This window comes from Sphingobacterium spiritivorum ATCC 33861, from assembly GCF_000143765.1.
In the GTDB taxonomy this organism is placed as follows: domain Bacteria; phylum Bacteroidota; class Bacteroidia; order Sphingobacteriales; family Sphingobacteriaceae; genus Sphingobacterium; species Sphingobacterium spiritivorum.
In genome coordinates, this window is record NZ_GL379780.1 from 17,326 (window position 1) to 39,384 (window position 22,059).

21 protein-coding genes are annotated in these 22,059 nt (G+C 38.2%); 16 read left to right on the forward strand and 5 right to left on the reverse strand.

Annotated elements, in window-relative coordinates; all coding sequences use genetic code 11:
- Positions 1 to 54: 54 nt before the first annotated feature.
- Positions 55 to 390: a hypothetical protein gene (locus HMPREF0766_RS21465; protein WP_003002230.1), complete on the reverse strand. Its 336-nt coding sequence runs from the start codon at positions 388 to 390 to the stop codon at positions 55 to 57.
- 162 nt (positions 391 to 552) lie between these two features.
- Here HMPREF0766_RS21465 and HMPREF0766_RS21470 point away from each other — a divergent pair, with 162 nt between their 5' ends.
- The 5 genes from HMPREF0766_RS21470 (at position 553) to HMPREF0766_RS21490 (ending at position 5,261) form a co-directional block, all read left to right on the forward strand.
- On the forward strand, positions 553 to 1,074 hold the full coding sequence (locus HMPREF0766_RS21470; protein WP_003002232.1) for a PEGA domain-containing protein: 522 nt from the start codon (positions 553 to 555) through the stop codon (positions 1,072 to 1,074).
- A gap of 312 nt (positions 1,075 to 1,386) precedes the next feature.
- The gene (locus tag HMPREF0766_RS21475; protein WP_003002234.1) at positions 1,387 to 2,124 is read left to right on the forward strand and encodes an electron transfer flavoprotein subunit beta/FixA family protein; all 738 of its coding nucleotides are present in this window, start codon (positions 1,387 to 1,389) and stop codon (positions 2,122 to 2,124) included.
- A 24-nt stretch (positions 2,125 to 2,148) separates the two neighbouring features.
- Positions 2,149 to 3,123: an electron transfer flavoprotein subunit alpha/FixB family protein gene (locus tag HMPREF0766_RS21480; RefSeq protein WP_003002235.1), complete on the forward strand. Its 975-nt coding sequence runs from the start codon at positions 2,149 to 2,151 to the stop codon at positions 3,121 to 3,123.
- Between the two features lie 105 nt (positions 3,124 to 3,228).
- Positions 3,229 to 3,858, forward strand: a complete 630-nt coding sequence (locus tag HMPREF0766_RS21485; RefSeq protein ID WP_003002238.1) for a bifunctional nuclease family protein — start codon at positions 3,229 to 3,231, stop codon at positions 3,856 to 3,858.
- 26 nt (positions 3,859 to 3,884) lie between these two features.
- A complete protein-coding gene (locus tag HMPREF0766_RS21490) occupies positions 3,885 to 5,261 on the forward strand; it encodes a nucleoside permease (protein WP_003002239.1) in 1,377 nt (458 codons plus the stop codon).
- Between the two features lie 253 nt (positions 5,262 to 5,514).
- Here HMPREF0766_RS21490 and HMPREF0766_RS21495 read toward each other — a convergent pair whose 3' ends face one another.
- Together HMPREF0766_RS21495 and HMPREF0766_RS21500 are read right to left on the reverse strand one after the other, a co-directional pair.
- Complete coding sequence (locus HMPREF0766_RS21495; protein ID WP_232279863.1) at positions 5,515 to 6,015, reverse strand: hypothetical protein; 501 nt, start codon at positions 6,013 to 6,015, stop codon at positions 5,515 to 5,517.
- A gap of 138 nt (positions 6,016 to 6,153) precedes the next feature.
- Positions 6,154 to 6,744, reverse strand: a complete 591-nt coding sequence (locus HMPREF0766_RS21500; RefSeq protein WP_037461143.1) for a C40 family peptidase — start codon at positions 6,742 to 6,744, stop codon at positions 6,154 to 6,156.
- 105 nt (positions 6,745 to 6,849) lie between these two features.
- Between HMPREF0766_RS21500 and HMPREF0766_RS21505 the strand changes: the two genes are divergently transcribed.
- Complete coding sequence (locus tag HMPREF0766_RS21505) at positions 6,850 to 7,755, forward strand: EamA family transporter (RefSeq protein WP_003002244.1); 906 nt, start codon at positions 6,850 to 6,852, stop codon at positions 7,753 to 7,755.
- Positions 7,756 to 7,825: 70 nt separating this feature from the next.
- Here HMPREF0766_RS21505 and mtaB read toward each other — a convergent pair whose 3' ends face one another.
- Positions 7,826 to 9,148 (reverse strand): tRNA (N(6)-L-threonylcarbamoyladenosine(37)-C(2))-methylthiotransferase MtaB, encoded by a 1,323-nt coding sequence (gene mtaB, locus HMPREF0766_RS21510; protein ID WP_172462531.1) that lies wholly within the window; start codon positions 9,146 to 9,148, stop codon positions 7,826 to 7,828.
- 110 nt (positions 9,149 to 9,258) lie between these two features.
- Here mtaB and HMPREF0766_RS21515 point away from each other — a divergent pair, with 110 nt between their 5' ends.
- The 4 genes from HMPREF0766_RS21515 to HMPREF0766_RS21530 all read left to right on the forward strand — a co-directional run bounded on the left by HMPREF0766_RS21515 (position 9,259) and on the right by HMPREF0766_RS21530 (position 13,295).
- Positions 9,259 to 10,080 (forward strand): thymidylate synthase, encoded by an 822-nt coding sequence (locus HMPREF0766_RS21515; protein WP_003002248.1) that lies wholly within the window; start codon positions 9,259 to 9,261, stop codon positions 10,078 to 10,080.
- Positions 10,081 to 10,167: 87 nt separating this feature from the next.
- Positions 10,168 to 10,662 carry a dihydrofolate reductase gene (locus HMPREF0766_RS21520; RefSeq protein WP_003002249.1) on the forward strand — a complete coding sequence of 165 codons (495 nt, stop codon included), beginning with the start codon at positions 10,168 to 10,170 and terminating at the stop codon, positions 10,660 to 10,662.
- A 5-nt stretch (positions 10,663 to 10,667) separates the two neighbouring features.
- Positions 10,668 to 11,981 (forward strand): cryptochrome/photolyase family protein, encoded by a 1,314-nt coding sequence (locus HMPREF0766_RS21525; protein WP_003002251.1) that lies wholly within the window; start codon positions 10,668 to 10,670, stop codon positions 11,979 to 11,981.
- 63 nt (positions 11,982 to 12,044) lie between these two features.
- Entirely contained in the window at positions 12,045 to 13,295 is a 1,251-nt protein-coding gene (locus HMPREF0766_RS21530) for a serine hydrolase (RefSeq protein WP_003002253.1), read from the forward strand.
- Positions 13,296 to 13,371: 76 nt separating this feature from the next.
- Here HMPREF0766_RS21530 and HMPREF0766_RS21535 read toward each other — a convergent pair whose 3' ends face one another.
- On the reverse strand, positions 13,372 to 14,376 hold the full coding sequence (locus tag HMPREF0766_RS21535; protein WP_003002255.1) for a D-alanine--D-alanine ligase: 1,005 nt from the start codon (positions 14,374 to 14,376) through the stop codon (positions 13,372 to 13,374).
- Between the two features lie 162 nt (positions 14,377 to 14,538).
- Between HMPREF0766_RS21535 and HMPREF0766_RS21540 the strand changes: the two genes are divergently transcribed.
- The 6 genes from HMPREF0766_RS21540 to rpsA all read left to right on the forward strand — a co-directional run bounded on the left by HMPREF0766_RS21540 (position 14,539) and on the right by rpsA (position 22,016).
- A complete protein-coding gene (locus HMPREF0766_RS21540) occupies positions 14,539 to 15,297 on the forward strand; it encodes a PASTA domain-containing protein (RefSeq protein WP_003002257.1) in 759 nt (252 codons plus the stop codon).
- A gap of 11 nt (positions 15,298 to 15,308) precedes the next feature.
- On the forward strand, positions 15,309 to 16,352 hold the full coding sequence (gene mltG / locus HMPREF0766_RS21545) for an endolytic transglycosylase MltG (RefSeq protein WP_003002259.1): 1,044 nt from the start codon (positions 15,309 to 15,311) through the stop codon (positions 16,350 to 16,352).
- Between the two features lie 9 nt (positions 16,353 to 16,361).
- Positions 16,362 to 16,772, forward strand: a complete 411-nt coding sequence (locus tag HMPREF0766_RS21550) for an acyl-CoA thioesterase (protein WP_003002262.1) — start codon at positions 16,362 to 16,364, stop codon at positions 16,770 to 16,772.
- A complete protein-coding gene (locus HMPREF0766_RS21555) occupies positions 16,772 to 17,740 on the forward strand; it encodes a YihY/virulence factor BrkB family protein (RefSeq protein ID WP_003002264.1) in 969 nt (322 codons plus the stop codon). Before HMPREF0766_RS21550 ends, HMPREF0766_RS21555 begins: the two co-directional genes overlap by 1 nt.
- 72 nt (positions 17,741 to 17,812) lie before the next feature.
- On the forward strand, positions 17,813 to 19,948 hold the full coding sequence (locus HMPREF0766_RS21560) for a hybrid sensor histidine kinase/response regulator (protein WP_003002266.1): 2,136 nt from the start codon (positions 17,813 to 17,815) through the stop codon (positions 19,946 to 19,948).
- Between the two features lie 133 nt (positions 19,949 to 20,081).
- Positions 20,082 to 22,016 (forward strand): 30S ribosomal protein S1, encoded by a 1,935-nt coding sequence (rpsA, locus tag HMPREF0766_RS21565; RefSeq protein ID WP_003002268.1) that lies wholly within the window; start codon positions 20,082 to 20,084, stop codon positions 22,014 to 22,016.
- Positions 22,017 to 22,059 lie beyond the last annotated feature (43 nt).

Here is a 22,059-nt window from a genome sequence, read left to right on the forward strand (position 1 = left end):
AAACAAAATTGATACCACAAACTCAGGGATGCTGACTTTTAGCATATTTTAACATTAATAGTCATCTTCATCATCTTCTCCGATAGCCATAAGATAAGCTCCTTTTAGCTCATTCAGTGCGTGCATATTACGTTTTGCTTTGGCCACTTCCATTCCTTTCTGGTAATACAGCAATGCATCATCCTTTCGATCAAGCTTCTCCAGTAATTTACCCAAATGATAATAAGTACCTACGTAATCCGGAAACTGCTCTGTAAGTTTTATGAACCTACTCAAAGCCTCCAAATCCTCTCCCGTTTTGAGATATTCATTTGCCAGAGCATAATGCAGAAACGGATCGGAAGGACTTTCTTTTAAAAATGCCTGAAGTTGTTCAAATTTAGAAGACATGATGATTGATATTATGTAATAAGGTAACCAAAGTTAATCATTACTCACAATATATTTAAATCTATTAATCTTATTAAAAAACATATTTTTGTTAATTTTGAGATAATGAAAATAACATTGTATAATTGTATATAATTTCAACAAAATATTTTTAACACAATTATGAAAATAAAACAATCGAATTTTGCAATTACTTTTAAAAAAAATGCAATACTTTCATTAGCAGGCACCATGCTATTTGCCAGTTGTGCAAGCAAAACATTAATTCAATCTAATCCTTCCGGTGCCAAAGTATATTTAGACGGAGAGTCGGTGGGAGTGACTCCATATTCACATAAAGATACAAAGATCATTGGCAGTACAACCAACATTAAGCTAGAAAAAGAAGGGTACGAAATTTTCAATACCAGTTTTTCAAGAAACGAAAAAGCAGATGTAGGTGCTATTATAGGAGGTGTTTTTGTATTAGTGCCTTTTCTATGGACTATGAAATACAAACCCGAACGCACCTACGACCTTATCCCAGCCGGAGCAAATACACCACAAGTTGTTACCTCCGACAAAGCTAACAGCAAATCTACAACTGACAGACTTAAAGAACTAAAAGAACTTTTTGATCAGAAACTGATCAGTCAGGAAGAATACGACACACAAAGAAAGAAAATTCTGGACGCGAACAAATAGGTGGCAAAATCAAATTATGGCACTTGATCATTCTTAAAACGAAAGAAAATTTTGAAGGGTCAAAAATTCAAAGTACTATGCTAGCATATAAAATGACATTTCACTGACTATCATACCACGCTGTATAATATTAAATTAAATATAAAAACAAACAACTGATTATAAGCATTTTAATTAAAACAAATTATTCAAACAAGCCAATTGTTTTGTTAAAAAAGACAGAAGAAACAGTTTTGTAAATGGTAAATTTCCGCTTCGAAGACTTTACTTTTATTACAATTTATATTAGGTTTGTGTAAAACGCATACAATTATGAGAATATTAGTTTGTATAAGTAATGTCCCGGATACGACATCAAAAATAACATTTGCGAATGATGGAACTGCCTTCAATACAGCAGGTGTTCAATTTATTGTAAATCCTTATGATGAAATTGCACTTTCAAAGGCTATAGATCTGGCTGAAGGCGGAAAAGGCACGGTAACAGTAATTAATGTTGGCGAAGCTTCTACAGAAGCTACTATCCGCAAAGCATTGGCTACAGGAGCAGATGATGCAGTACGTGTCGACAGCGTTCCACGTGATGCGTGGTTTGTTGCAAATCAGATTGCTGATTATGTCAAAAGCAATCCTTTTGATCTGATCCTCACCGGACGCGAGTCTATCGACTATAATGGAGCACAGGTAGGAGCTATTGTAGCTGAATTATTGAATATACCCTCTATTTCTATCGCCAAAAAAATAGATATTGAAGGTTCTAATGCTACTGTAGAACGCGAAATCGAAGGAGGAAAGGAAATATTGACGACTTCATTGCCTATGGTTGTGGGTACTGCTGAAGGTGTTGCTGAACCCAAAATCCCGAATATGCGGGGAATCATGAGTGCACGGACTAAACCTTTGCAGGTGATCCCTGCGGTAGAAGTACCCCAATTGTCTCATATTACCAAATATGAATCTCCTGCTCCGCGTGGTACAGTAAAAATGGTAGATGCCGGAGAAGTAGAGAAATTAGTGGGTCTTTTGCATGACGAGGCAAAGGTTATTTAATTTATTTTATTAAAACTGAAAATTATGTCTGTATTAGTTTATATAGAAAATATTGAAGGTCAATTTAAGAAATCTGCATTTGAAGCTATTTCTTATGCAAAAGCCATTGCAGACCAGACAGGAACTACTGTTACGGCTATATCGATCGGTGATGTCAGCAATTCTGAACTGGAGAAACCCGGTCAATTCGGAGCTTCAAAAGTTTTGAATGTACAAAATGGAGATCTCAAAAACTTTGTCAATCAAGCATATGCCTCTGTCATTGCGGAAGCAGCTCATAAAGAAGGATCCAAAATTGTAGTTCTGTCCAATTCATTCAGCGGTAAAGGTCTTGCACCGCGTATTGCGACCAAACTGCATGCTGGTCTTGCAGACGGTGTAATCGAACTGCCTCAGATCAGCGGTGATAGCTTATCTGTTAAGAAAACAGCTTTTTCTAATAAAGCATTTGCAACTGTGGAACTAAGCTCTGCCGTGAAAGTAATTTCCGTAAATCCGAACGCTTACGAAGCTAAGGCTGTTGGCGGATCAGCTGCAATAGAAGCATTTACGCCTCAGCTACAAGCCACTGACCTGAGTACTATTGTTAAAGAAATAGTTCGTGCTACCGATAAGGTTTCTCTACCGGAAGCAGAGATTGTCGTTTCTGCAGGGCGTGGACTAAAAGGTCCTGAGAACTGGGCTATCATTGAAGAATTAGCAGATGTATTGGGTGCGGCAACAGCATGTTCCAAACCGGTATCGGATGCGGGATGGAGACCTCACTCTGAACACGTAGGACAGACAGGGATCGTAGTAAGTCCGAATCTGTATATCGCTATCGGAATATCCGGCGCTATTCAGCATCTGGCAGGAGTGAGCTCTTCAAAAACAATTGTTGTTATCAACAAAGATCCGGAGGCTCCGTTTTTCAAAGTTGCAGACTATGGAATTGTGGGTGATGCCTTTGATATTGTACCCAAATTGACTGCTGCATTAAAAGCATATAAAAATAATTGATCGTAAATTCGTTACCCCGTAAATGCGGCTATTTCAAATTATTGTAGTAGCCGCTTTTATTTTGCTTTTAATATTCACATCTTTGTAATATCGTAAGAGGGAAGAATGAAGAAAATCAATTTAGATATCGTAGGACTTTCATATAGTCAGACGCAATCAGGTGCCTATGCGCTTGTGCTGGGAGAAGTTGGTGGCAATAGAAGACTACCTATTATCATTGGAGGTTTTGAAGCACAGGCTATAGCTGTAGAAATTGAAAAAATGACGCCCAGTCGTCCTCTTACACACGATCTTTTCAAAGCATTTGCAGATGCCTACGCAATTACTTTACAGGAAGTAATCATCTACAATCTTATTGACGGTATTTTTTTTGCCAAACTGATCTGTAGTGATGGTGAAAAAATCTCTGAAATTGATGCCCGTACTTCTGATGCAATTGCCTTAGCTGTACGTTTTGATGCTCCTATCTTTACTTATGAATTTATTATGGCATCTGCCGGAATTGTGATTGAAAGTAATGATTTTGCATTTTTGGAGAATATTGAAAGTGTTGAAGCCGCCAAAGCTCCGCAGGAACCACGTAAAGAGATCCCGACACCCCAGAAAAAATCACCATACAGTTCACTTTCTGATGAACAGTTAGAAGCTGCTCTGGAAAAAGCAATTGCAGACGAGCAATACGAGACCGCAGCTGCAATCCGTGACGAAATCACCTATAGAAAATCTTCATCTTAGATTTAAAATTAACGAAACAAACATACATGTCTATTAAATTTAGATTGACCATTATGAACTTCATACAATTCTTTGTATGGGGGGCATGGTTAATAACAATAGCAAACTTTTGGTTTGGCACTAAACAGTGGGATGGTACACAGTTCGGAGCCATATTTGCAACGATGGGAATCGCGTCTTTATTTATGCCTACACTGATCGGGATTATAGCAGACCGCTGGGTGAATGCAGAGCGATTATATTGTATACTTCACATTTTATATGGAGCTATTTTATTTTACCTGCCACAGGTAGATAATCCAGGCTCCTTTTTTTATGTCATGTTAGCAGCTATGTGTTGTTACATGCCTACACTGGCACTTTCCAATTCGATTGCTTACACTGCACTGATCAAGAACAATTATGATCTTGTCAAAAGCTTCCCTCCTATCCGTGTTTGGGGAACAGTCGGATTTATAGCAGCGATGTGGATTGTCAACCTGTCCGGTAATAAAGCTACGGCTATCCAGTTTTATATTGCAGGTACTGCAGCTATAGCATTGGGATTATATGCGCTGACACTACCTAAAAACACACCTCAGAAACTTATCAAAGAAAATGCTACCTGGATGCAGACGTTTGGACTGGAAGCATTCAAGTTGTTCGGAAATTATAAGATGGCTTTATTCTTTATCTTCTCGATGTTTCTGGGTGGTGCTTTGCAACTGACTAATGCATATGGAGATGTGTATATAGATGAATTCAAGTTTTTCCCGAAATATGCCGAATTATTAGTCGTAAAATACTCTACGATTATTATGTCGATCTCCCAAATATCGGAGACTTTATTTATTCTGGCCATTCCGTTTTTCTTAAAACGATTCGGAATCAAGAAGGTAATGCTCATCTCTATGATAGCCTGGGTACTGCGCTTTGGTCTTTTTGCCTACGGCAATCCTCAGGATGGATTATGGATGATTATTCTTTCCTGTATTGTGTATGGTATGGCATTTGATTTCTTCAACATTTCGGGTTCTCTGTTTGTCGAAACTTCTACCGATTCCAAAATCCGTTCTTCGGCTCAGGGATTGTTTATGATGATGACAAATGGTTTTGGAGCTGTGTTAGGCAGTCTGATCTCAGGTTGGGTGATCGATCATTACTTTACTATGTCTTTCCAGGATATCGGTCAGCTGGCTACTTTTCTGCAATCTGAAGTGACTAATATACATTTTATGGCCTTTTTAAAAGATAAAGGCGTCGCCATATCTGCAACAGGGGCATTTGAAAAACCATTACATCTTAAGGACTGGCATCATATATGGCTGGCCTTTTCAGCATATACACTCGTTATAGCTGTATTATTTGCTTTGCTGTTCAAGCACAAGCATGACCCGAAGCAATTAGAAAAAACATATCATTAAGACATAAAAAAAGGTAATCTGGCGATTACCTTTTTCCATCTTAAAACAAACTATGTTATGAATGTGTTTCGCAACAGATCTCTAACAATTTTAACCCTAACATTGGATATAAACAAAAATTACTCTGACACAAATGTAGAGAGCGGATATTAAGTCAGGATTAAGACCCAATTAAATGATTATTATTTCACATTTATTACTTCATAAAAAAAGCCACTTATAAGTGACTTTTTTATGAAGTATATTTTTCGTTTTATCTGGCCTGTGCTTCTGCGATCATTTTCAGAATCTCATCGACAACAGTCTTAGCAGCATCTTTCATCTTCGGGTTGCCAGGATAATCAGCATCCAGCGTGACTTTTTTAGACTTGTCTTTATAATTGTATTCCACATAGTAACGCGGAATCTCTTTACCTTCACTTGCATTTGCTCTTCTGGTCGTCATATCGTCATCCAGATTCCAGAATCCAAGTTCCATTGCTTTGCGGTGCAGGTACAATAAATCATCTTTACGAAGTTTTAATGTATCATTGATTAATGAATCACGTTTATCCAGATATTGATAATGGTGAGTTTTGGAATTGAATTCATTGACCATATGATCGGGTTCCCCATATTTAATGACAATCGATTCGAAATCCGAAAATCTGTATGGAGCATTCTTGACCATATTAGAATAGTAATACACACAGTACAATAAAAACGGAACTACTATACATAGTCCAATAAAGATCTTTCTACTATTTAAACTCATTTCTAAATTCTAAAATTTTGACAAAAGTACAGAATATAATAAGGAATCGTCAAACTTTGGATGTCAAAACAGGAAAGAGTCAACTTTTATTGCTATGAGTTGACTCTTTTCATTATAAACCGATGCCTACTATTTCTGTTATAGTTTAATAGTACCTGCTCCGGTAAAATATTTTGCATACCATGAATCTGTCAGATCTGAAATGATTACTCCCTTTCGGGTAGATACGTGGACAAATTTATTGTTGTGGAGATATACGCCAACATGATCTATCGCTCCTCCCCCAAAAGAGAAAAACACTAGATCTCCTTCTTTGAGCTGGCTTTCTCTCTTACTGTTTACAAGTGCTCCCATATCTCTTGAGGTACGTGGAATTATCTTACCATATACGTCTTTATATAAGATACCCACAAAACCAGAGCAGTCGATTCCACTTTTGGTTTGTCCTCCCAGACGATGTGGACTTCCCATCCAGTCATTAATAAATCCGTAGAGATAGCGGTTATTGAGATCTCTGACGCTTACATTTAGCAATTTGGCATAATTCTCCAGATTAGAACCTGTCAGATCAACTCCTCTTGCCGAACTGGCATCTGATAATACTCCACTTGTACTTCCTTTTCCTTTGTAGCCACCACCTACCAATACTTTCTTTTTACTGGAACAAGAAGATAAGACTAAGAAACCAAGACATACTGAAAAAGCTAAGTAAGAGGATATTCGCTTCATATAAAGACAAGTTATTGCTATACAAATGTACAAAAAACGTCATATGACGACAATATATTAACGCCGATGTTGCTTAATTCGTACATTTGGCAGGAATTTTAGAATATGGAAAAATTAAAGGGTGCTATCGCAGTTTTTTTAGGGGCAAGTAGTTTTGGTATATTATCCACCTTTGTAAAAAAGGCTTATGCTCAAAACTTCACACTGGCAGAGGTAATCGGTATGCAGGTACTTTTCGGAATGGTGATTTTGTGGGCTATTTACTTTGGAGTACGAATATTTAATAAGGAACGATTGGATAAGTATCCCAAGAAGACCAAAGTATGGACAATATTGATCAGCGGATTTTCTACCGGTCTGGTCAGTATCCTGTATTATAAATGTGTATCTCTGGTACCTGCTTCACTGGCAATCGTACTGCTGATGCAATATATCTGGATAGGTGCATTAATAGAATTTATTCTTTTCCGGTCTAAACCATCCCGAAAACAGGCTATCGGAATAGTTGTCATTCTCCTCAGCACTTTACTAGCTACAGGTCTGGTTGATAAAGGAATTGCATCTTTTGATCTGGCAGGAATTGGATACGGCTTGCTGGCCGCAACAGGATACGCATCCTTCCTCATTGTCAACGGACGTGTTGGAAATGATTATCCCCCTATTCAGAAAAGTGGCCTGATGGTGACCGGATCATGTATATTGATCTTTATTCTTTTCCGTCCATTATCCTTGTTTACAGGAGAATTGGGCGACGGGATTTGGTATTTCGGATTGATTCTCTCTATATTCGGGACCGTATTACCACCCCTTCTGTTTGCTTACGGGATACCGAAGATCGGAGTTTCACTGAGCAGCATATTAAGTGCTGCAGAGCTCCCGGTGGCTGTCTGTATGTCTTACTTCGTATTGACCGAGCAGGTCACTTTGCTTCAATGGATCGGAGTAGTGATCATTCTATTGATTGTAATATGGATGAATCTGAATAAAGAGAAGGCTACAGAAACAGTCTGACACGATAATAAAAAAAGACCGACTGGAAATCCTGTCGGTCTTTTTCGTTTTATATGTTTATGTTTCCTTGTTAGGCGTGAATAAATACTTCAGGTAATTCTTCTATTTCCACCTCTCCGGTCTCTGTAATCGAAGTGAATCTTACCTGAATCACTTCATTAACCAGAAGGGGATCATAAGCGGTACGCACTTTTACATAGTTTTTGGAGAACCCATGCATGAAACCTTCTTTTTCATCACTTTCAAAAAGTACATCTCCGATTTTACTTAATTGATTTTCGTAAAATGCCCGGCGTTTTTTTTCGGAAAGGATATGTAACATTTTGCTGCGGTCACTTCGTTGTGCACCTGGGACAGCACCTTCCATCTGCGCTGCAATCGTGTTTTCACGTTCTGAATATGTAAATACATGCAGGTACGAAATATCCATCTCATTGAGAAAGTTGTATGTATCCAGAAAATCCTCACGGGTTTCGCCTGGGAAACCAACAATCACATCGACTCCGATACAACAGTCCGGCATCAACGACTTTATTTTAGCGACACGTTCAGCATACAGTTCACGCTTATACCGGCGACGCATCATTCCTAAGATTTTATTATTTCCAGACTGTAACGGCATATGAAAATGTGGAACAAAGCGTTTGGATTGTGCTACAAATTCAATAATATCATTTGCCAACAGATTTGGTTCTATAGAGGAGATACGAATACGATCTATTCCTTCTACTTCATCCAGTGCCTTTACCAGATCCAGGAACCGATCCTGACGCTCCCCGTCGCGCACACCAAAATCACCGATATTGACACCCGTCAATACTATTTCTTTTACACCTGACGCTGCGATTTCTTCTGCCTGACGAACGATATCCTCAATCTTGCCGGATCTGCTGGCTCCGCGAGCCAATGGAATTGTACAAAATGTACAGGAATAATCACACCCATCCTGGACTTTCAAAAATGTCCGGGTGCGATCACCAATAGAATAAGCCGACACAAACTGATTGGTCTCATCTATCGGCGCATTATGAACAATTGTCTTTTCCTGCTTGGTGAGATCATTGATATGTTCTATGATATTGAATTTTTCAGCAGCGCCCAGTACCATATCCACACCCGGTATATTCGCGATCTCCTGAGGTTTCAATTGGGCATAGCAACCAACAATAGTGATATAAGCATTCGGAGAATACTTCAGTGCCTCTTTGACGACTTTTCTACACTTCTTATCAGCATGATCTGTTACAGAGCAGGTATTGATGACATATACATCTGCCTGGCTATTGAAAGCTGTGGTTTCATAACCGGCATCTTTGAATATTCGGCCAATAGATGACGTCTCCGAAAAATTCAGTTTACATCCAAGGGTATAGAAAGCTACTTTTTTATTCATAATAATTTTGCAAAAATACATAAAAACTTGCAAAATGTGAGTTGTTGAAAAATTGTGACACTCTAATGGTTCTAAATCCCTTATCTTCGTATGTCTTTTAAATAAAAATCATGAAACAGTATTTAGATCTCCTTAAGCACGTATATACCAATGGTGTAACCAAGACTGACCGTACAGGTACAGGTACTAAGAGTGTGTTTGGCTATCAGATGCGTTTCAATTTAAAAGAGGGATTTCCTTTGGTTACGACAAAAAAATTGCATCTGCGTTCGATTATTCACGAACTGATCTGGTTTTTGAAAGGAGAAACCAATATTCAGTATTTAAAGGAAAATGGTGTGAGCATCTGGGATGAATGGGCAGATGAACAGGGTAATCTTGGTCCTGTATATGGCTCACAATGGCGTTCATGGCCAACTCCGGCCGGAGAGCACATTGATCAGATCGCTCAGGTAATCAAACAATTAAAAAACACACCTGACTCCCGCAGAATAATTGTATCCGCATGGAATGTAGCCGAAATAGAACATATGGCTTTGCCTCCTTGTCATGCATTTTTTCAGTTTTATGTTGCTCCGGCCCAACCTGAAGCCGGCATTCTGAAACCACAGTTGTCCTGCCAGCTCTACCAGCGGAGTGCAGATATATTTCTGGGTGTGCCTTTTAACATCGCATCTTATGCCTTGTTGACAATGATGGTCGCACAGGTTTGTGATATGGAACCTGCAGAATTTATTCATACACTCGGCGATGCACATATTTACAGCAATCACTTTGAGCAAACTGAATTACAACTGAGCAGGGATCCGAAGCCACTTCCGAAAATGATCATCAATCCGGATGTTCGTGATATTTTTGATTTCAAATTCGGAGATTTTGAGCTGGTAGATTACGAATCTCACCCGCATATCAAGGCGCCAGTAGCCGTTTAGTAATAATCTCTAATACCGGAGTAAGAATTTAAGAACAGTCACATACAAAAAGAAAAAACAGTTCTAACCGACTACATCAATACGTACATGTCACATTTGAAAATAACACTCATCGTTGCCGCAGCCGAAAACAATGTCATTGGTAAAGACAATCAAATGCCATGGCATTTGCCGAATGACTTTAAATACTTCAAGAAAAATACGCTCGAACACAGTGTCATTATGGGACGTAAAACATTTGAAGCCATTGGCAAAGCACTTCCGGACCGTCGTAATATTGTGATCTCGCGCAATCAGGATTTTCATCATCCGGATGTAGATACAGCTAATAGTCTGCAGGAAGCGATCTTGTACTGCCGGGATGAGCGAGAAGTATTTGTGATCGGCGGAGCGAATATTTATGAACAAACTCTTCCTTTTGCACATAAAGTATTGTTGACACGTGTCCATACAACTATTGAAGGCGATGCTGTATTTCCTGTGTTAAATCCTGAAGAGTGGGCGCTGGAAAGTGAAGAAAAGCACTTTGCAGATGACAGACATGCCTTTGATTATACTTTCCAGATCTTCAACCGTAAGTAATAGCAATGTCTGCGGTACCAACAGTCATATTTTGGTTTCGACGTGACCTGAGACTCCAGGATAATCACGCTCTATTCCGTGCTTTAAATTCAGAAGCTGCGGTACAGCCGGTTTTTATATTTGACTCAACAATACTGACCAGGCTGGATGATCCGGCGGATGCCAGAGTAACATTTATTTACCAGCAACTTCAACTCCTACAGGAACAACTGAAGCCTTATGGCAGTAGTATCAGAACGTACTATGGTGAACCGGCAACAGTATGGGAAGAGATATATGAAGAATACACCCCCACTGCAGTATATGTAAATTCGGATTACGAACCGGCTGCGATTACCAGAGATCTTCTTGTCCGGGGAATTTTACAGCAATATAAGGTCGATTTTAACACATTCAAAGATCAGGTTATCTTTGAAAAAGCTGAAATCGTCAAAAATGACGGACTGCCATATACGGTATATACGCCTTACAAAAACAAATGGCTCACAACATTGGAGGAACAGCTTCCGCTTCCGTCTTATACTTCCGAGAATCTCCTTAAAAATCTTCGTCAGGCGAGTTATGCTCTCCCTTCTTTACAGGATCTTGGCTTTTCTCTGTCAACAATTCCATTTCCTGAAAAAACTTTCTTTACAGCAATAGCTGACTATGCTGATACAAGAGATATACCAGGCCTTGAAAACGGAACTTCTCATTTAGGTATACATCTGCGTTTCGGAACGATCAGTATAAGAAAATTAGTAGAACGGGCTTACCCGTCACAGAACAAAACCTACCTGCATGAGCTTATCTGGCGTGAGTTTTTTATGATGTGCCTGTGGCATTTTCCACATACGGTCAACCACGCGTATTACAGCAAATATGATCACATCCGATGGGAAAATAATGTAGCTCACTTTGAAGCCTGGTGTAACGGACAGACCGGATATCCGCTGGTGGATGCCGGAATGCGTGAATTAAACACGACTGGTTTTATGCACAATCGGGTACGTATGCTGACAGCCAGTTTCCTCTGCAAGCATCTGTTGATCGACTGGAGATGGGGAGAGGCTTATTTTGCACAGAAATTATTAGATTATGATCAAAGTGCGAATATCGGCAACTGGCAATGGGCTGCAGGTTGCGGCATGGATGCGGCACCCTACTTCCGTATCTTTAACCCGACCCTACAAACCAAAAAATTTGATCCTCAATTTGTTTATATCAAAAAATGGGTACCTGAATTTCAGGACTTCAGTTATCCTCCTCCCATTGTAGAACATGCATGGGCAAGAGATAGGGCATTAGCCCGATATAAAGCCGGTTTTGAGCATTCATAACAAAAGAAGTATGCGTTTTTGTGCAATTTTTAATTAACTTCACTTAAGAATTGTCTACAGATTATGAAAAAAGCCCTTTTTATTGTTCTCAACTTAATCGCCATGCATAGTTTTGCACAAAAAACAGATACAATTTATCTGGAAAAATTACTAAGAAGTCATCCTGATTTATTCGGGAAAATCCTGAGCCATCCTACGCATAACGAAGTACAGATTATCTATACACAGATAGACAGGGATAAAAATAATATTCCGCACTTCAGATCGTTCACCTACAGACTCAATCCTCATTGGTATTTCTATCCAGCCAGTACTGTTAAATTGCCCACTGCGATCCTGGCTTTAGAAAAGATTAACGAACTAAACATTAAAGGACTGACAAAAGATACTCCTCTGAAAATAGATTCTGCGTTTGAAAAGCAGACCCTGGTAGATCGTGATTCTTCTTCAGAAAGCGGACTGCCAAGCGTTGGCCAGTATGTCCGCAAAATCCTGCTGACCAGCGACAACGATGCTCAAAACAGACTGTTTGAATTTATTGGCCGCGAAGAATTAAATAAGAAACTAAAGAAATACGGAACCCGAAACAGCCGGATAGTCAACCGTCTTGCCATAGGAGACAAAGGTATATGGGCAAAACACACAAACCCTGTAACATTCTATGACGGAGACAAAATATTATATCATCAGGAAGCCCGTTATGATGCCAGTGATTACCCTATGGATCTCAAAAATACGGTACAGGGAAAAGGATATATGAATGAGAAAGATGAAATTGTATATCAGCCATGGAGCTTTGAGGGTCTGAATGTATATGCGCTGGAAGATCAGCAGCTCATCATGAAAAAATTACTTTTTCCTGAAGCTTACAGACCTTCAGAAAGATTTAAGCTCTCAAAGGCAGACTATGATTTTGTATATGATTATATGTCCCGCTATCCCTTCGAGTCGGAGTATCCAAAGTATGATGAAAATGAATTTTGGCCCACATACAGCAAACTTTTATTCTATGGACGTGACAAACAAGCCGTCTTAAATCCGGACATACGAATCTTTAATAAATACGGAGATTCCTACGGATACAATATTGACAATGCTTATATCGTAGATTTTAAAAACGGAGTCGAATTTCTGCTTGCAGCTGTAGTTCAGTCTAATGAAGACGGAATTTATAATGACGGGATTTATGAATATGAAACCGTGACTTATCCGTTCTTAAAAAATCTGGGACAACTGCTTTATCAGGAAGAATTAAAAAGACCTAAGAAAATAAAGCCTGATCTGACAAAATTTGATTTCAGAAAAAAACATTAAAAAAAATCCGCCATTTGGAAGACATGCATAGCGTGTATGTCTTCCAAATGGCGGTATAGCCCTGAACATTACTGATCTATTTTTTTAACGCTACCTCTATCAGGTCCCCGTAAAAATCTGTTTCTTTCATTCCGGCAGCGCGTACCTGTTGCGGAATAAAACTCTGAGCTGTCTGCCCCGGGATGGTATTGATTTCAATAAAGTAGAACTTATCTGTTCCGTTTTCCAGGAAAAAGTCAATTCTGACCATCCCTTTACAATTTAACCGGATATATACTTCTTTGAGTAAGGCTGCTATTCTAGACTGTTGCTCTTCGGTAAGATCCGCCGGTGTAATCTCTTCAGTCAATCCAGGGGTATATTTTGCTTCATAATCGAAAAACTCACGTGTAGTTTTCACTTCAGTTGCAGGAAGAACAGTTAATAAGCCTTCTACATTCCGATAAATACCCTGTGAAAATTCCCGTCCTGTCACAAATTCTTCCACAATAACCTGCTTGCCTGTATTCTCTGCATCAAATGCTTTATCAATTGCTTCAGCCAATTCCTCATTGGTTTTCACCTTAGTCATACCTATACTGCTTCCTCCGGCATTCGGTTTTACAAAATACGGCAGGGACAGATTAGCTTGTACAGTTGCTACAGCCTCAGCACGCTGTGCTTCAAACAACAGCACAGATTTTGCCATATGCAAATCCGGAATACCAGCAAGTACTGCTTTAGTATATCCTTTATTCATTGTCAGTGAAGAAGTCAGTGCATCACAGGAAGTATAAGGAATATCCAGCATATCAAAATATCCCTGCAAACGTCCGTCTTCACCAGGAGTTCCGTGGATCAGAATAAAAGCAAGATCAAACCGGATAGTTTCATGGTCAAGCGGAAGTGTAAAGTTTTCACGATTGACCGTAAATTTAACGCCTTGTTCATTCACATGAAACCAGTGGTCTTTTGTAATTGTAATCAGGTAGACATCATATTTATTGTGATCCAGCTGACTATACACAAATGCAGAACTTTTAAAAGAAACTTCTGCTTCTCCTGTATAACCTCCGGTTAATAATGCTATTTTTGCTTTCATAAAATTTAGTGATTCTTATTAGCAAATATAATTTGCTATGCACGGAAAAACGAATAATTTTGTTTTAATTATGGTATAATACTTAACTTAAAACCAAAGCGTGGCTTCAAGTTTGTATGTACTTTTTTATTTATACTCAATATAGGGTCTTAGATTACTAAAATGTCAAAAATATTCACCTACTTAAGGACTGATACCTTCAGAAAGAATTTATTGTTAGCAATTGCCTTTTTTGTTGTCCTTTTTCTGGGCATTTACTTTGGATTAGGGATTTATACAAAACATAATGAAGCGATTCCGGTACCGAAAGTTAAAGGAATGATAATCGAACAGGCTATTGATGCCCTGGACAATGCCGGATTGGATTATCAGATTGATTCTGTTTATCAGATGGATGCCAAGCCGGGTCTGGTGATTGAACAGGATCCTGAACCCAATTTTCATGTTAAAAGCGGACGCACGATTTATCTGACCATTATCTCTAAAACTGCACCGGAAGTTGATTTCCCGAATATTATTGACAAGACGCTTATTGAAGCCTCTGCCATACTGAAAAATCATGGGTTCCGTGTAGGAGATACAACTTATATCGCGGATATTGCGAAGGATGTAGTATTAGATGTAAAATTTGCAGGTCAAAAGTTAAAACCCGGACGTATGGTACCTAAGGGTTCACGTATCGAACTTGTCCTGGGTGACGGTCGCGGGGAAGATGAGATAAATATTCCTAATCTGTTAGGACTGACATTAACAGAGGCTAAATTCGCATTACAAGGTGTAGGACTGAATGTCGGTGTAGTACAATATCAGGGAACAGTAAGTGATTCTACAGCAGCACGTGTCATCAGTCAGACTCCTGACACGACAGCAGGTCTGGTGAGTCTAGGAACTCCTATTAACCTTTCACTTTCTCAGCAATAGAAAATATAATCATGGAAAATAAAAACAGAAAAATGCCTAAATGGCTGGGAATTATAATTGTCTTAATCTTAGTAGTAGGAGGTTATTTCAGTTGGAAATATTACCGTGCATTTTTTGGTTCAAGCGTTACCGCCAATCAGGAATATCTATATATCCGTGATAATTCAACGTATGAGCAGGTTTTAAAGGACATAAAGGAAAAGAAAATCGTTGATAATCCGGAGCTGTTCGATTTTGCGGCAACACAAATGGATTATAAAAATAGTGTGAAACCCGGCCGGTACAAACTGACACCTGGTATGAATAACCGTCGTCTGATCGGAAATCTGCGTGGTGGATATCAGGATGCTGTCAAATTCAGATTCGAAACTGTACGCCTGAAAGAAAACTTTGCGGCTTTATTAGCTAAAAATTTTGAGGCTGATTCTGCTACTTTCATTCAGTTACTGAATAATGATGCATTAGCCGAACAGTATGGATTTACAAAAGATAATTTTTTCACGATGTTTATTCCTAATACATACGAGATCTATTGGAATACCGCTCCTGAAAAAATTATAGCCCGCTTCAATGATGAATATAAAAAATTCTGGAATGCAGAACGACTCGAAAAGGCTAAAGCACTTGAACTGACTCCTCAGGAAGTCAGCGTACTTGCTTCTATTGTAAAAGGTGAGGCACTGCACAGAAATGAAATGCCTAAAATCGCAGGACTATACATCAACAGATTGCGTAAAGGGATGTTGTTACAGGCTGATCCTACAGTTATATTTGCAAATCAGGATTTCACCATCCGCAGAGTTCTGAACAAACATCTTCGGGTAGTATCTCCTTATAATACTTATCTGATTCGCGGATTGCCTCCGGGACCAATCAGCTTACCTACAATTGCTTCTATTGATGCTGTGTTGAATTATGAGCATCATGATTTTATTTATATGGTAGCAAAAGAAGATTTTTCAGGATACCATAATTTTTCCAGAACTGAAACAGAACACTTAGCATATGCCCGTAAATATCAACAGGCATTGAATGACCGGAATATTAAAAAATAATCAGAAATAATGTTTGTATTTGAAAACCAATTACGTGTACGATATGCAGAAACAGATCAAATGGGATACATGTATTACGGTAATTATGCTGCATTCTATGAAGTAGCACGAACAGAAATGCTGAGAAGCACGGGCATCTCTTACAAAGAGCTAGAAGACATGGGCGTTATGCTGCCTGTGCTGGAACTAAACTGCCGCTTTATAAAGCCGGCTCGCTATGATGAATTGATCACAATCAAAACAACAATAAGATCCAAACCCGGTATTCGTCTAAAATTTGAACATGAATTGTACAACGAAGCCGGAGAATTGATCAATACGGGATCAACACAACTGGTATTTGTTGATATCAAAAAGAACAAACCATGTATGCCACCGGCTATTTTTCAACATAAAATGGCTGCTTATTTTGGAGATTAATGAACAAATTTCACCGAATATTACTTACGTTCAAACCATACGATAACTTTATTGAATGGACCAAGTCTGTAATACTTCCGGGGTTCGGATCTCTGCCCTTGTATACTGTTGGAATTTTCTTTTTTCAGGAAATAGCCAGAGAATCCATTCTCAATAAAGCATCTTCTCTGGCCTATAATTTCCTGCTTGCTATGTTTCCGGCAATCATCTTTCTGTTTACGATGATCCCTTATATCCCCATTGATAATTTTCAGGAACAATTACTGGAATTTCTTAAAGTGATCATTCCGCACAATGCCTTTGATGTTATCCAGACTACTCTCGAAGACATCATCAAAAATCAAAATGGTGGCTTGCTATCTTTTGGTTTTGTGTTGGCAGCATTCTTTTCCACAAATGGGATGCACACTCTCATGCTGGCCTTTAATAAAGCCTCCCTTACTACAGAAAACCGCAGCTGGATTAGACAACGTCTCGTAGCATTAGCTTTATCCTTTACCATCATTGTTGCCCTGACAGTAGGGATGGGTATCTTTACATTTGCCGGTATTGTAATCAATTATCTCAAATCAAATATTTCGGTAGATGTATCCTGGTTCTGGACTTTTATCATTAAAGCAGCCCGATGGATTATCTTATTCGGGATTTACTTTTTCACTGTAAGCTGTCTTTATAAGTTTGGTCCAGCCTCCAATCAAAAATGGAAACTTTTTAGTCCGGGAGCTACTCTGGCAACCATTCTTGCCATTCTCACATTTTCCGGATTTGCCTATTATATCAATCACTTCGGAGCTTACAATAAATTATACGGATCAATCGGAACGATAATCGTGATCATGATCTGGATGTATCTTAACTCCTTAATATTACTGGTTGGATATGAACTCAATGCCAGTATAGCTCTTTCCAAACAGAGCATAAAAATAGTAAGACCACGTACTTATAATTCTTTTAAGCCTGTAGATTAGGCTCTACAATTTTCAATATTAAATAATAATTAACACAATAAAAGCCTTTATTTTGTGCTGGATTTATTTTGAATGCGAAAATCGATTGTCATACACCAAAACAGTAATCGGGTAAGAAAGATTCTTCTTTTTTCTACAATTGTTTTGTTTGTCATCATATCTTTAGTATTTCTTATTTCCATTCAACAATACAAAAACATCCAAAAAAGGCTTGAAAATATCTATCTCTCTATTAATGAAGAGAACAGTGATTTTTCTGATATTCTGACTAAATATAATGAAGCCGAAAACTATTTCCGGCTCTTTTCCATCGATTTTGATATCGAAAGTTACAGCAAATACGAGCAAAAACTTTTAGAGATCAACGGCGCGATAGACTCCATGCTGGTCTCTTCCAACAGAGATACAAACTCGTCCAAATCCTACAATAACAATATCGGTAAAAGGAAAGTGATAGCAGATGATTTTGTATTACTACGCTTAAGGATCTCGGAAATTCTGAATTATTCCGACACACTCAAACAATACCCTCAAATGCTGTCAGAAAGTGAAATTTTTAATGTCCTGACAGCCCCCCATTCAGAATCCATCAATAATAAGGCTAAAGAATTTATTGTTGTTAAAAAAAAACCTTTTTTCAAAAGAATATTTGACAGCAAAAATGACACGATATCCCTTCAAAACTTAGTGGCTAATGAGGACCGACAGAAGGAAATCAAACTACAGAAACAATTAAATATCAACGCAGCCAACAGCAGAAATAAGCTGATCACTCTCAAGAAATCTTTCTTCGATCTGCGCCAAAAGGAACGTGAACTATTATCCACTAATTTTTCACTTTTATATGATCTGAACAAAATTATCAGGGATATTCACGAAAATCAGGTTGTTCAAAAACATTTAAACTCCAGTAACGAAACAAAAACACTTTTCGAAAGAACCAACCAATTTAAATGGACAATGATTAGTTGTCTGTTTTTTATGTTTATTATGATCTGTATGATTATCTATTATCAATTATATAGCAATTATTATGAACGTAAACTTATCGAAGAAAAACTGTACGCAAATAAACTTGCGGAAGAAAAAACAGATACAATAGCCGAAATAACACATGAGATCAGGACACCGATCAACTCTTTGATAGGTATTATCGATTTATTAAAAAAGAAAGAAAATCTCTATACGGATAAAGACAAGCTCCTTCTGGAATCTGCTTATTCAAGTATTCAAAACACCTCAAAGACGATTAATGATATTCTGAATCTCAGTAAAGTGGATGATTCCAGTAATAATCTCTTGTTGAGCAACTTTGATATTAATGATTTACTCATGGATGTGGTTGAGCAAAACCGCAATCAGGCCGAATTAAAAAATCTACAGATAAAATATGTTAAGGAAAAAGGATTGCGAACAATTATATATTCAGATGAATTCAAAATCAGACATATCTTAAACAATCTGCTTTCCAATTCCATCAAATACTCTCAGAAAGGAACAATTACCAGCTCGGTGATGATTGATAACAAAAGCAGCCAGCTGATCCTCACAGTAGAAGATCAGGGCATAGGTATATCTGCCGATCTTGAAAAAACGATTTTCAGAAAATACTTTACAGTCAATAAGAACAATAAGGTCGAAGGTGGTGTTGGTCTAGGATTATTTATTCTTCAAAAGCTGGTAAATAGTCTGAATGGTAAGATCAGCTTTACCAGCCAGTCCAATGTAGGAACAACTTTCACAATAACAATTCCTATTCCCCCTGCCAAACAGCCTAAACCCGGCGATACGGAGAAGGTTACCTCCGTAACTGAATTACGCAAAGACATTTCCTGGCTCATCGTAGATGACAATGCCCTAAATCTTTTGTACATGAAACACTTTTTCGCGTTGCATCCGCATGTAGAAACCGCTACAAACGGAGCTGAAGCGTTAGAGGTGTTACAGAAAAAGAAAATAGACATTATCATCACAGACATCAATATGCCGGTAATGACAGGTGATGAAGTACTGATGCATATTCGTAAAAATCCGAAATACAACGATATACTTGTTATAGCTACCTCATCGGATAATGAGCAGGTAAAATCACTGGAAATCAAGCACAACCTATGCTTTAACGGGATTTTGATCAAGCCTTTCAATGAAAAGAAACTAATAGAGGTGATCTCCAACACACTAAATTCCTGTCAGAAGACTCCCCAATAAGCACAATTTCAAGGTGTTTCAACAAATATTTTCAAAGAAAGTCTATATTTTTTTTCACATAAATACTTGTTAATAAAAGTTTTTCGTATTTTTGCAGTCCCAACTGAGTTGGGAAAAGGAGATAAATTAATTAATGGCAAAAAAACAAGAAGCAGAAAAAGAGTTAGCGGCGAAAAACGCAGAGCTACAAGGTGCTGACACCAAAGTGGTGAAAGACACTGAAAAAATTGAATCAGAAGCTGATTCAAAATTAATCGACGAAATCAAATCTAACGCTTGGAGCACCCCTGAAGGTGAATTCGACTGGGATCTTGATGAGAAAAAATTCGGAAGTTACAGTGAAGCTGAGCGTTCTAAATTAGAAGAGCAATATGCTGGAACTTTCAACCAAATCAACCAAGGCGAGATTATTGAGGGTGTTGTAGTATCTGTAAACAACAAAGACGTTGTTTTGAACGTAGGTTTCAAATCTGACGGCCTTGTTTCACTTTCTGAGTTCCGTGATCTTCCAGATTTGAAGGTTGGTGACAAAGTTGACGTTTTCGTAGAGTCGCAAGAAGATGCTAACGGTCAGTTAGTATTATCTCGCAAACGTGCTAAAACTCAAAAATCTTGGGAAGCTATCAACGAAGCATTGGAAAATGATGCAATCATTGATGGTTTTGTTAAGAGCCGTACTAAAGGTGGTCTTATCGTGGATATCAAAGGTGTTGAAGCATTCTTACCTGGATCTCAAATCGATATCAAACCAATCCGTGACTACGATATATATGTTGGTAAAACAATGGAATTCAAAGTTGTTAAAATCAACCACGAATTTAAAAACGTTGTCGTTTCACACAAAGTGTTGATCGAAGATGATTTGGAAAACCAAAAATCTGAAATCGTAGCTAAATTAGAAAAAGGTCAGGTATTAGAAGGTACTGTTAAAAATATCACTGATTTCGGTGTGTTCATCGACTTAGGTGGTGTTGACGGATTACTTCACATTACAGATATTTCATGGGGTCGTATCGAGCACCCGAAAGAAGTTTTGGCATTGGATCAGACTATCAACGTAGTTGTATTAGACTTTGATGATGAGAAAAAACGTATCGCGTTAGGCTTGAAACAATTATCTGAGCACCCTTGGGAATCTTTAGATAAAGATCTTGTTATCGGTTCTAAAGTTAAAGGAAAAATCGTAACAGTTGCTGATTACGGTGCTTTCTTAGAAATCATCCCGGGAGTAGAAGGATTGATCCACGTATCAGAAATGTCCTGGTCTCAAAATTTACGTTCTCCACAAGAGTTCCTGAAAGTAGGTGACGAAATCGAAGCTGAAATCCTTACTCTGGATAGAGAAGAACGCAAAATGAGCCTTGGTATCAAACAATTGACTCCAGATCCTTGGAAAAACATCACTGAACGTTACCCTGTTGGTTCACAACAACAAGCTGTTGTTAAAAACATGACTAACTTCGGTGTATTTGTTGAACTTGAAGAAGGTATCGACGGATTGATCCACATCTCTGATCTTTCTTGGTCTAAGAAAATCAACCACCCTAACGAATTCACTAAAGTTGGTGAAACATTAGACGTAGTTGTTTTAGAACTTGACGAAGAAAACAGAAAACTGAGCTTAGGTCACAAGCAATTAGAAGAAAACCCTTGGGATACTTTCGAAACTATCTTCACAATTGATTCAATTCACGAAGGTACTGTATTGAAAGTTGGAGATAAAGGTGATATCGTAGCTTTACAATATGGAGTTGAAGGTTTCTGCCCTTCTAAACACTCTGTAAAAGAAGACGGTTCTTCATTGAAAGTTGACGAAGTTGCTCAATTCAAAATTATTGAATTCAACAAAGAGAACAAACGTTTAGTAATTTCTCACTCTCGTATCTGGGAAGATGAAAGAGCTGAAGCTCGTGTTGAAGAATTCAATGCACGTAAGAAAGAAGCAAAAGCTGCTACTTCTGCTGTGAAAAAAGTGAAAGATTCAGTTGAGAAATCTACTTTAGGTGACTTAGACGTTCTTGCACAATTGAAAGAGCAAATGGAAGGTGACGAGAAGAAATCTAAATAATCTTTAGATTGATCTACATATTCCGAAACCCTGACGATATCGT

Excerpts from the sequence above, each read along its gene's own strand:
- HMPREF0766_RS21465 (WP_003002230.1), bottom strand. The coding sequence starts at position 390 with ATGTCTTCTAAATTTGAACAACTTCAGGCATTTTTAAAAGAAAGTCCT.
- HMPREF0766_RS21515 (WP_003002248.1), top strand. The coding sequence starts at position 9,259 with ATGAAACAGTATTTAGATCTCCTTAAGCACGTATATACCAATGGTGTA.
- HMPREF0766_RS21470 (WP_003002232.1), top strand. The coding sequence starts at position 553 with ATGAAAATAAAACAATCGAATTTTGCAATTACTTTTAAAAAAAATGCA.
- HMPREF0766_RS21550 (WP_003002262.1), top strand. The coding sequence starts at position 16,362 with ATGTTTGTATTTGAAAACCAATTACGTGTACGATATGCAGAAACAGAT.
- HMPREF0766_RS21530 (WP_003002253.1), top strand. The coding sequence starts at position 12,045 with ATGAAAAAAGCCCTTTTTATTGTTCTCAACTTAATCGCCATGCATAGT.
- HMPREF0766_RS21505 (WP_003002244.1), top strand. The coding sequence starts at position 6,850 with ATGGAAAAATTAAAGGGTGCTATCGCAGTTTTTTTAGGGGCAAGTAGT.
- HMPREF0766_RS21500 (WP_037461143.1), bottom strand. The coding sequence starts at position 6,744 with ATGAAGCGAATATCCTCTTACTTAGCTTTTTCAGTATGTCTTGGTTTC.
- mtaB (WP_172462531.1), bottom strand. The coding sequence starts at position 9,148 with ATGAATAAAAAAGTAGCTTTCTATACCCTTGGATGTAAACTGAATTTT.
- HMPREF0766_RS21555 (WP_003002264.1), top strand. The coding sequence starts at position 16,772 with ATGAACAAATTTCACCGAATATTACTTACGTTCAAACCATACGATAAC.
- HMPREF0766_RS21475 (WP_003002234.1), top strand. The coding sequence starts at position 1,387 with ATGAGAATATTAGTTTGTATAAGTAATGTCCCGGATACGACATCAAAA.
- HMPREF0766_RS21540 (WP_003002257.1), top strand. The coding sequence starts at position 14,539 with ATGTCAAAAATATTCACCTACTTAAGGACTGATACCTTCAGAAAGAAT.
- HMPREF0766_RS21520 (WP_003002249.1), top strand. The coding sequence starts at position 10,168 with ATGTCACATTTGAAAATAACACTCATCGTTGCCGCAGCCGAAAACAAT.
- mltG (WP_003002259.1), top strand. The coding sequence starts at position 15,309 with ATGGAAAATAAAAACAGAAAAATGCCTAAATGGCTGGGAATTATAATT.
- HMPREF0766_RS21495 (WP_232279863.1), bottom strand. The coding sequence starts at position 6,015 with ATGAGTTTAAATAGTAGAAAGATCTTTATTGGACTATGTATAGTAGTT.
- HMPREF0766_RS21480 (WP_003002235.1), top strand. The coding sequence starts at position 2,149 with ATGTCTGTATTAGTTTATATAGAAAATATTGAAGGTCAATTTAAGAAA.
- HMPREF0766_RS21560 (WP_003002266.1), top strand. The coding sequence starts at position 17,813 with ATGCGAAAATCGATTGTCATACACCAAAACAGTAATCGGGTAAGAAAG.
- HMPREF0766_RS21525 (WP_003002251.1), top strand. The coding sequence starts at position 10,668 with ATGTCTGCGGTACCAACAGTCATATTTTGGTTTCGACGTGACCTGAGA.
- HMPREF0766_RS21485 (WP_003002238.1), top strand. The coding sequence starts at position 3,229 with ATGAAGAAAATCAATTTAGATATCGTAGGACTTTCATATAGTCAGACG.
- HMPREF0766_RS21535 (WP_003002255.1), bottom strand. The coding sequence starts at position 14,376 with ATGAAAGCAAAAATAGCATTATTAACCGGAGGTTATACAGGAGAAGCA.
- rpsA (WP_003002268.1), top strand. The coding sequence starts at position 20,082 with ATGGCAAAAAAACAAGAAGCAGAAAAAGAGTTAGCGGCGAAAAACGCA.
- HMPREF0766_RS21490 (WP_003002239.1), top strand. The coding sequence starts at position 3,885 with ATGTCTATTAAATTTAGATTGACCATTATGAACTTCATACAATTCTTT.